10 protein-coding genes are annotated in these 8,258 nt (G+C 70.6%); 3 read left to right on the forward strand and 7 right to left on the reverse strand.

Annotated elements, in window-relative coordinates:
- Positions 1–71 precede the first annotated feature (71 nt).
- Both NBZ83_RS27150 and NBZ83_RS27155 read left to right on the forward strand, forming a co-directional pair.
- A complete protein-coding gene (locus NBZ83_RS27150; protein WP_261559494.1) occupies positions 72–392 on the forward strand; it encodes a MoaD family protein in 321 nt (106 codons plus the stop codon).
- 21 nt (positions 393–413) lie between these two features.
- The gene (locus NBZ83_RS27155) at positions 414–1,361 is read left to right on the forward strand and encodes a PLP-dependent cysteine synthase family protein (RefSeq protein ID WP_261567118.1); all 948 of its coding nucleotides are present in this window, start codon (positions 414–416) and stop codon (positions 1,359–1,361) included.
- 168 nt (positions 1,362–1,529) lie between these two features.
- Here the strand turns inward: NBZ83_RS27155 and rdgB are convergent, their stop codons facing one another.
- From rdgB to murI, 4 genes are read right to left on the reverse strand one after another with little or no spacing between them, the layout of a single operon-like run.
- Positions 1,530–2,222: an RdgB/HAM1 family non-canonical purine NTP pyrophosphatase gene (gene rdgB, locus NBZ83_RS27160; RefSeq protein ID WP_261576051.1), complete on the reverse strand. Its 693-nt coding sequence runs from the start codon at positions 2,220–2,222 to the stop codon at positions 1,530–1,532.
- Positions 2,219–2,962 carry a ribonuclease PH gene (gene rph / locus NBZ83_RS27165; protein ID WP_261567120.1) on the reverse strand — a complete coding sequence of 248 codons (744 nt, stop codon included), beginning with the start codon at positions 2,960–2,962 and terminating at the stop codon, positions 2,219–2,221. Before rph ends, rdgB begins: the two co-directional genes overlap by 4 nt.
- Before the next feature lie 37 nt (positions 2,963–2,999).
- Positions 3,000–3,746 (reverse strand): MBL fold metallo-hydrolase, encoded by a 747-nt coding sequence (locus NBZ83_RS27170; RefSeq protein ID WP_261567121.1) that lies wholly within the window; start codon positions 3,744–3,746, stop codon positions 3,000–3,002.
- Complete coding sequence (murI, locus tag NBZ83_RS27175) at positions 3,743–4,681, reverse strand: glutamate racemase (RefSeq protein ID WP_261576052.1); 939 nt, start codon at positions 4,679–4,681, stop codon at positions 3,743–3,745. Before murI ends, NBZ83_RS27170 begins: the two co-directional genes overlap by 4 nt.
- A 934-nt stretch (positions 4,682–5,615) precedes the next feature.
- On the opposite strand from murI, the gene NBZ83_RS27180 reads away from it, so the two are divergent.
- Positions 5,616–6,128, forward strand: coding sequence for a hypothetical protein (locus NBZ83_RS27180; protein ID WP_261576053.1), 513 nt, complete (start codon positions 5,616–5,618; stop codon positions 6,126–6,128).
- A 35-nt stretch (positions 6,129–6,163) separates the two neighbouring features.
- Here the strand turns inward: NBZ83_RS27180 and NBZ83_RS27185 are convergent, their stop codons facing one another.
- The 3 genes from NBZ83_RS27185 to NBZ83_RS27195 all read right to left on the reverse strand — a co-directional run bounded on the left by NBZ83_RS27185 (position 6,164) and on the right by NBZ83_RS27195 (position 8,046).
- Positions 6,164–6,592 (reverse strand): DUF3307 domain-containing protein, encoded by a 429-nt coding sequence (locus NBZ83_RS27185; RefSeq protein WP_261567124.1) that lies wholly within the window; start codon positions 6,590–6,592, stop codon positions 6,164–6,166.
- 163 nt (positions 6,593–6,755) lie between these two features.
- The gene (locus tag NBZ83_RS27190) at positions 6,756–7,628 is read right to left on the reverse strand and encodes an NAD(P)-dependent oxidoreductase (RefSeq protein ID WP_261567125.1); all 873 of its coding nucleotides are present in this window, start codon (positions 7,626–7,628) and stop codon (positions 6,756–6,758) included.
- A gap of 97 nt (positions 7,629–7,725) precedes the next feature.
- The gene (locus tag NBZ83_RS27195) at positions 7,726–8,046 is read right to left on the reverse strand and encodes a putative quinol monooxygenase (RefSeq protein ID WP_261567126.1); all 321 of its coding nucleotides are present in this window, start codon (positions 8,044–8,046) and stop codon (positions 7,726–7,728) included.
- Positions 8,047–8,258 lie beyond the last annotated feature (212 nt).

The raw sequence follows: 8,258 nt of genomic DNA on the forward strand, positions 1-8,258 counted from the left end.
GCGTAACACCTCCGCCCGTCCGGGCGGCGCCTCGGTCGAGCCCGACCGCTGGCCCCCGCGAAAGGAGCACCATGGCAGTCCAGGTCCGTGTGCCGACGATCCTGCGCACCTACACGGGAGGTTCGAAGCTGGTCGAGGGCACGGGCGACACCGTCGCCGCGCTCTTCCTCGACCTCGACTCCCGGTACTCCGGGCTGCGCGGCCGGTTGGTGACCGGTGAGGACGGGGCCGAGCTGCACCGGTTCGTCAACATCTACGTCAACGACGAGGACGTGCGGTTTCTCGGTGGGCTCGACGCCAAGCTCAACGACGGCGACGAGGTCACCATCCTGCCCGCGGTCGCCGGTGGCTCCACCGACTGCTCACCCGGCGTCCCCGCCGGTCAGTACTAAGCCGATCGGCAGGTCCGACTCATGCGTTTCGACTCCCTGGCCGACTCGGTCGGCCGGACCCCGCTGGTCGGGCTCCCGCGACTGTCGCCGTCGCCGCAGGTCCGGCTGTGGGCGAAGCTGGAGCAGAACAACCCGACCGGTTCGATCAAGGACCGGGCGGCGTTGTGGATGATCGCCGATGGCGAGAAGCGCGGCCTGCTCACCCCCGGCGCGACCGTTCTGGAACCGACGTCCGGCAACACCGGCATCTCGCTGGCGATGGTCTGCCGGCAGCGGGGTTACCAGCTCGTCTGCGTCATGCCGGAGAACACCTCGGTGGAGCGTCGCCAGCTGCTGCGGATGTGGGGCGCGGAGATCCGGTACTCGCCCGCCGCCGGCGGCTCCAACGAGGCGGTCGCCGTCGCGAAGCGGCTCGCCGCGGAGAACCCCGACTGGGTCATGCTCTACCAGTACGGCAACCCGGCGAACGCCCAGGCGCACTATGAGACGACCGGCCCGGAGATCCTCGAGGACCTGCCCGCCATCACTCACTTCGTCGCCGGCCTCGGGACGACCGGCACCCTCATGGGCACCGGCCGCTACCTCAAGGAGCGGGTGCCCGGCATCACGATCGTCGCTGCCGAGCCCCGCTACGGGGAGCTCGTGTACGGCCTGCGCAACATCGACGAAGGCTTTGTGCCCGAACTGTATGACCCGTCAGTGCTCACCTCGCGTTACTCCGTCGGTCCGCGCGAGGCCCTGCGCCGCACCCGGGAGCTGGTCCAGGAGGAGGGCATCTTCGCCGGGATCTCCACCGGAGCCATCCTGCACGCGGCGTTGGCGCAGGCCGAGCGGGCGGTCCGGGAGGGCCGGCCGGCCGACATCGCCCTCATCGTCTGCGACGGCGGCTGGAAGTACCTGTCCACCGGTGCCTATGCCGGCACCCTCGAGGAGGCCGAGGCGGCACTCGAAGGCCAGCTGTGGGCGTAGCCCCGCAAATCGCCTCCGGCGATTTGCGGGGACCCCTCACCCAGGGGGCCGTTCGGGGTTTTCGTCAGATCGCCTTCGGCGATCTTCCTGGGGGAGCCGCGGTGGGGGTTCGGTGATCTTGTTGGGGTCTCTTGCCCGGGGGCGGTGAAGAGACGGGAATTCGCCGGCTCAGGAGGCCAGGACCTCGCCGAGGAGGATGGCGAGCTCGCGCAAGGCCCGGCCGCGGTGGCTGATCGTGTCCTTCTCGGCGGCGGTCAGCTCGGCGTTGGTCCGGGTCTGGCCGTCGGCGAGGAACAGCGGGTCGTAGCCGAAGCCGCCCTGGCCGCGGGGCCCGGTCAGCAGGGCCCCGCGTAGCTGCCCGTGCGTTACCCGCTCGACGCCGCCGGGGGTGACCAGGGCCGCCGCGCAGACGAAGGCGGCGCCGCGTCGCTCGGGCGGCACGTCGTCGAGCTGGGCGAGCAGCAGGCTGTTGTTCGCCTCGTCGCGTTCGGCACGGGTGCCGTCCCGCCGGCCGGACCAGCGGGCTGAGCGCACGCCGGGCATGCCGGACAGCTCGTCGACCGCGAGCCCGGAGTCGTCGGCGACGGCGGGCAGGCCGGTCTGCTCGGCCGCCGCCCGCGCTTTGATCAGGGCGTTCTCGGCGAAGGTGGTCCCGGTCTCGGCTACTTCCTCGCCGTCGGGGAGAGCCACCAACTCCACCGCCAGGTCACTGGCCGCCAGGATGCGGCGCAGCTCGGTCAGCTTCGCCTCGTTGCGGCTGGCGAGCACCACCCGCACCGGCTTCGACGAGCCGGCCGGGGCGTCCGCGGCGGCGTCGGTGGTGGCGGTGGCGTCCGCGCCGGCGGTCGGCTTCGCGGTCATCGGGTCCCCTCCGGGCGGGCGGGGCCCGCCGGCGCGGGGCCGCGCAGCGCCTCGGTCTGAATCTCCGTGAGCTGGGCGCAGCCGAACATGGCGAGGTCGAGCAGCCGGTCGAGCATCGCCCGGTCGAACGGGGCACCCTCGGCGGTGCCCTGCACCTCCACGAACCCGTCCGCTCCGGTGCACACCACGTTCATGTCGGTGTCCGCGGTGGAGTCCTCGGTGTAGGCGAGGTCGAGCATCGGCTCGCCCCGCACCACCCCGACGCTCACCGCGGCGATGCTTGTCGTGATCGCCGCGGGGCGGCCGAGCCAGCGGGCGGCGTCGACCAGCGCGACGTAGGCACCGGTGATCGCGGCGGTGCGGGTGCCGCCGTCGGCGAGCAGCACGTCGCAGTCGATCGCGATGGTGTTCTCGCCGAGGGCCGCCAGGTCGATGCAGGCCCGCAGGCTGCGCCCGATCAATCGGGAGATCTCGTGGGTGCGCCCCCCGACCCGCCCACGCACCGACTCGCGGTCATTGCGGGTGTTGGTGGCCCGCGGCAGCATCGAGTACTCGGCGGTCACCCAGCCCAGACCGCTGCCCTTGCGCCAACGCGGCACGCCGGTGGTCACCGAGGCGGCGCACAACACCCTGGTTTTCCCTGCGTTGATCAGCGCCGACCCCTCGGCGTGCTCCTGCCAGCCCCGCAGGATCGTCACGTGCCGGAGCTCATCCGGTTTCCTGCCATCGACTCGTGTCACGCCCGCGACACTATCGGCCCGCCTCGGACCGGCCGCATCACACCTCGAAGGTGGCCCCGGGTGCGGCTATGGTCAGGTTCCCGTCGAACGCGCCGGCCGCCTCCTCCTCCGAACGGGCGGCGTTGCCCCAGGGGACCAGGTGGGTGAGCACCAGCCGGTCCACGCCGGCCCTGCGCGCGTGCTCGCCGGCCTCCCGGCCGGTCAGGTGCAGGTCGGGCGGGTTGTCCTCGTCGTCCAGGAAGGACGCCTCGCACAGGAACAGGTCGCTGTCGCGGGCGAGCCGAACGAGCCGGTCACACGCGCCGGTGTCGCCCGAGTAGGTGAGCACCCGATCCTCCGCGGTGACCCGAACGCCGTAGGCCTCGACCGGGTGCGCCACCCGGGTGAGATCGATGCGGAACGGCCCCACGTGCAGGCAGCCGGCGCCGATGGTGCGGAAGTCGTAGATGTCGGCGAGGCTGTCGTCCGGCCACTTCTCGAACGCTCCGCACAGCCGTTCCTGGGTGTTGATCGGGCCGTAGACGGGGAGCTTGGGCGGCATGCCCTCGGGGTGGTAGCGCCGCGCGTAGGAGTTCGCCACCAGGTCCAGGCAGTGGTCGCCGTGCAGGTGACTGAGCAGGACCGCGTCGATGTCGCGTAGGTCGCAGTGCCGCTGCAGTTCTCCCATCGACCCGTTGCCCGCGTCGAGGACGAGCCGGAACCCGTCCGACTCCACCAGGTACGACGAGCAGGCCGAGTTCGGCCCGGGGTACGTGCCGGAACAGCCGAGAATGGTCAGTTTCACCGTGGCACCACCGGGCTCTGCTGGGAGGAATCCTGATCCGCCGCGGTTCGGGCGGTCCAGACGGCTGTGGTCGTGGTCCTGGTGGCGGGCAGCGTGGGCGGCGTGGGCGGCGTGGACGGCGTGGACGGGGACGACTCCCCGGACGCCACGGCCGAGACCTGGACGAGCTCGGGCCCGAGGAACCTGCGCCCCACCCGGGTGAACAGCGTTGGGTCACCCGTGGTCAGGAAACGATGACTGGGTGGTGGTAGCTCGGGATCCCGGAACAGTCGGTCGCGCGCGAGCACCCGGTAGGTGTCCTTCGCCGTCTCCTCGGCACTGCTCACCAGCGTCACGCCCTCTCCCATCACGAGGCTGATCACCCCGGTCAGCAGTGGGTAATGGGTGCATCCGAGTATTACCGTGTCAACGTCAGCTTCCTGCAACGGTGCGAGGTATGCCTCGGTCAGCCCGAGTAGCTGGCGCCCGGAGGTGATGCCCCGTTCGACGAAATCCACGAACGCGGGGCAGGCGACGCCGGTCAGGTCGACGCCCGCGGCGGCGGTGAAGGCGTCGTCGTAGGCGCGGCTACCGATCGTGGCGATCGTGCCGATGACGCCCACCCGGCCGCTGCGGGTGGCCGCCACCGCACGCCTGGTCGCCGGCATGATCACTTCGACGACCGGCACGCTGTAGCGTTCCCGGGCGTCGCGCAGGCACGCGGCGCTGGCCGTGTTGCAGGCGATCACGAGCAACTTCACCCCCTCGTCGACGAGACGATCAAGACACTCGAGGGCGTAGCGGCGTACCTCGGCGATCGGGCGTGGTCCGTAGGGTGCCCGTTCGGTGTCGCCGAGATAGACCAACGGCTCATGTGGAAGCTGGTCCAGAATGGCGCGGGCCACCGTGAGACCGCCTACTCCGCTGTCGAACACCCCGACCGGCGCGCCGCTCATGAGCGATCAGACTAAGCCGGAATCCCGATGCTCACCCTGTGGGTGTCATCACGAAACCTTTGTCCAATACGGGACAGCATGCACAAGTCGCACTTCGTAGCGATCTGTCCGGCGGATCGAGTGGCTTCGCCGCGTGTCATACGTCGTTGCTACCCAGGTGACGGCCCCAGTGCGCTGGGCCCGGACGATGTGTGGCGGGGTCGACATCCCCCGGGCGGCCCCGCGGCCCCGGAAAATTTTCGATTTTCGGCTGATCGGGCCAGGAATGATCTGATGTGGCCCGATCGTCGTCCCGCGACGAAAGGTGCCCGACTGTCGGCGGCATACGGGTACAGGGACCTCAAACGGGGTGTACGCTAGAACTGCCTGTAATCGATCAGTGACTACAAGCTATCGAGCAGGTAGGTTAAGGACGCGGCTGAGGTGTCCGGGTCGTTCCCATCCGTCCCCGAACCGCGATGCCCCAGTCGCATCCTCGAGCTCGGCGGCGTCCGGTCGGAGCATCCATGGTGATGCTCCGACCGGCACCGTCGAGCCAGTGGCTGCGCAGTCCGGTCGTCGGCCTCGGAGCGTCCCCACGCGGCTGCCCCGCGAGGCGCGGGCCGATCCGCGGCGCTGCGCCGAATGGACACGATCCGTCCACGTTTTCGGATCGAGAGTGGTTTCTTCATTCTCTTCGTGCCTCTACGATGACGAGATGCTGTAATTGCCGCCGATGCGGACCGGGCGGGTCATCGAAAGCCAGCGGGAGATGCCGAGGCGTCACCGCACACCGTGCCCCTGATCGGGTGCCGTCCCCTCACCGGCTGCGGTGCGGCCGTCGCCCGAGGACGGACGGAGCAAGCGGGATGATCACCATCAAACCGCCCCCCAGGCTTGTCGGGTTGGCGTCGATCGAGGTCGTCGCGACCTCGATGGCGATAGGAACATGCCTATGGCACGGTTCCTCGCCGCGGTCGCCGCGGGGGTCGCCCTCCTGGTGGGAGGGCTGGTCACCCTGGCGCTCGTGCTCCCGCCCGCGTACAGCTACCTGGTCCCGGTTGTCATCATCCTCGTCGTCGTGGGGGTCAACATCACTGCCTGGCTCGTGATCCCGCATGTTGTCGGCTCGGCGTTCGTTCCGGCGCCCGGGGCCGCCGAGCGGTCGGCGTCCGCACACTCCGCCGGCGGCTCGTTCGGCTTCGCCCGCGGCGGGTTCGACTGGCCGGGCGCCGACCTCGCCGCCGAACCCACCGCGGAGGAATGGTCGTCGTCGTGGGACTACGCCGGTCGCGACGGCGCCGACGACGATCGATGGTCCGTGCCCGGCAGCGTTGACAACGTGTCCTGGAGCGGGGCGGGCGGCTCCGACCACGGATCAGGCGTCGTGCACGGGTCGAGCGAGTCGAGCGGGGCGAGCGGGGCGAACTCGTCGGACGGATCCGGCGGCGCGGCGTCGAGCAGCTAGGAACGGCCGGGCGCCTCCGCGGGCCCTCGGGAGGTTCAGAGCAGGGCCGCGACCAGCGCCGCCAACCACAGCGACGCCGCGTGCAGGGACTGGTCGGCCAGGTACATGCCGTTCATCCCGTTTCTGGCGAGCCTGGCGAAGTTCCCGCCACCCGTCCTGGTCAGCAGCCAGCGCACGGCGGTCCGGCGGTCCCACAACGCGTGGGTGAGCACCGAGATCAGCAGCCCGGCGCTGGCCCCTGACACGGACAGCCGCAGGTCGAGCCCGACCACTGTCACCGCCACCATCACCACGATGACCGCGTGGTAGGCGGCCAGGTGTCGTCCCAGCGCAGCCCAACCGGCTGGGCCCGGGGTCGTCTTCAACCGCGCCTGGGCATCGGTCTGGCCCAGCACGTGATCGGCGAGCTGATGTGCCGCGAACAGGGTCACCAGCAGGGCCGCGAAGGTGACGGCCCTGGTCATGAGGTCGAGGCGGGACGGCGGGACGGTGCTGCGCTCATCATCAGTTCCTGCTCTGCGCCCAGTGGACTCGTCGCCGTTCAGCCTGCGACCCCACGAGCTGCCACACCGCATCCTGCGACGGCTTCTGGGCTTGTGCGCGGCGACCGGGGCTGCGCGAGCCGCCTCAGGCGAGTCCGGCGCGGCGGCGGGCGGTTTCGGCCACCGCCGCCCAGTCCTGTTCTCCCTGGTCGTGCGCGAGCGCATCGATGAACGCGTCCCGCAGCACGCCGCCGAAGGGCAGGGGAACGTTGCGTTCCTGGCCCGCGGTCAACGCCAGCTGGACGTCCTTGAACCCGAGCGGCAGGCGGAAGTTGACCGGCTCGTAGTTCCTCGCCCCGATCATGGCGCCGTAGCCGGCGAAGACCGGGCCGGTGAACAGATTGTCCGTTACCACCTCGATGAACAGAGCCGGGTCCAGCCCGCCCGCCTCGATCACGGTCGTCGCCTCGGCCATCGCCTCGATGGAACAGGCGATCAGGTAGTTGCCGAGAATCTTGACCAGGTTGGCGTGCGCCGGCGTCTCGCCGACGGTCCAGGTGCGCCGGCCGAGGACGTCGAACAGCGGCTGCACCTCGGCGATCGCCGCCGGGTCGCCGGCGGTCACGACGGTGAGGTTGCCCGCGGCAGCGGCCTGCGTCCGGCCGAACACCGGCGCGGCGAGGTAGCGCAGGCCTCGCTCGCCGTACTCGCGCGCGGCCCGCTCCGCCAGGGCGGTGCTGATCGTCGCCATGTTCACGTGCAGGGCGCCGACGGGTGCCGCGGCGAGCACCGCGGGGTCGAGCAGGCGTTCGGCCACGGCGTGGTCGTCGGCCAACATGCTCAGCACGGTCCCGGTCGCGAACGCCTCCTCGATGCCGGCGGGGACGGCGCCGGCCGCGGCCAGCTCGTCGACGGGCCCGGGGGAGCGGTTCCAGACCAGCACCGTGTGGCCCGCGGCGATCAGGTTGCGGGCCATCGCCGCGCCCATCCCGCCCAGGCCGATGAATCCGATCCTCATGCGTCACGCTCCCGACCGCGTTCACCCGCGTTCACTCGCCCCGCCGACCCGCCCGGCCGGCGTCCGTCCGTCCGTCCGGAGTTCGGACCTGTTCGTCCTAGGCCTCGGTGGCCACCGGGACGCCGGTACCGGTGGTGAAGGTGATGAACTCGATGCGCGGGGGGCCGGTGAGCAGGTGCTGCCGGCCGGCGGCGAAGCGGCGCATGTGCGGCTGGTTCTCGTGCTCCTCGAAGGCGTCGCGGTCCCGGTACAGCTCGTAGAACAGCCGGGCGTTCGGGTCGCCGGCGATGCGGTGCGTCGTGTAGATCAGCGTTCCCGGCTCCCGCTGCGCGATGAGGGGCACGGTTCGCGCCACGAGGTCGTCGAACTCGTCCGCGGTATCCGGGCGAACCTCGAAGCGCACCGTCAGACCGAACATGGCTCCACCTCCGCGACGCAGTCATCGGCTGCGAGGTCCACACCGTCATCGTTCCATGGGTAACGGTGTGTGACCTCACTATAGATCACTGTAGTGCGTATCACGAGACTCGTGTCACATCGCCGCGGTCCGACCGTGGCAGACCTGAGTAGCCCCCAGCTGGGGCCATCCGGATCTTGACGCCGACCGTCGCAGCCGTTCCGGTCAGGGGG

The sequence above is a fragment of the Frankia gtarii genome, from assembly GCF_025403375.1.
Taxonomy (GTDB): domain Bacteria; phylum Actinomycetota; class Actinomycetes; order Frankiales; family Frankiaceae; genus Frankia; species Frankia gtarii.

Coding starts and splice junctions, on each gene's coding strand:
- NBZ83_RS27180 (WP_261576053.1), top strand. CDS start 5,616: ATGGCACGGTTCCTCGCCGCGGTCGCCGCGGGGGTCGCCCTCCTGGTG.
- NBZ83_RS27155 (WP_261567118.1), top strand. CDS start 414: ATGCGTTTCGACTCCCTGGCCGACTCGGTCGGCCGGACCCCGCTGGTC.
- murI (WP_261576052.1), bottom strand. CDS start 4,681: ATGAGCGGCGCGCCGGTCGGGGTGTTCGACAGCGGAGTAGGCGGTCTC.
- rdgB (WP_261576051.1), bottom strand. CDS start 2,222: ATGACCGCGAAGCCGACCGCCGGCGCGGACGCCACCGCCACCACCGAC.
- NBZ83_RS27190 (WP_261567125.1), bottom strand. CDS start 7,628: ATGAGGATCGGATTCATCGGCCTGGGCGGGATGGGCGCGGCGATGGCC.
- NBZ83_RS27150 (WP_261559494.1), top strand. CDS start 72: ATGGCAGTCCAGGTCCGTGTGCCGACGATCCTGCGCACCTACACGGGA.
- NBZ83_RS27185 (WP_261567124.1), bottom strand. CDS start 6,592: ATGACCAGGGCCGTCACCTTCGCGGCCCTGCTGGTGACCCTGTTCGCG.
- NBZ83_RS27195 (WP_261567126.1), bottom strand. CDS start 8,046: ATGTTCGGTCTGACGGTGCGCTTCGAGGTTCGCCCGGATACCGCGGAC.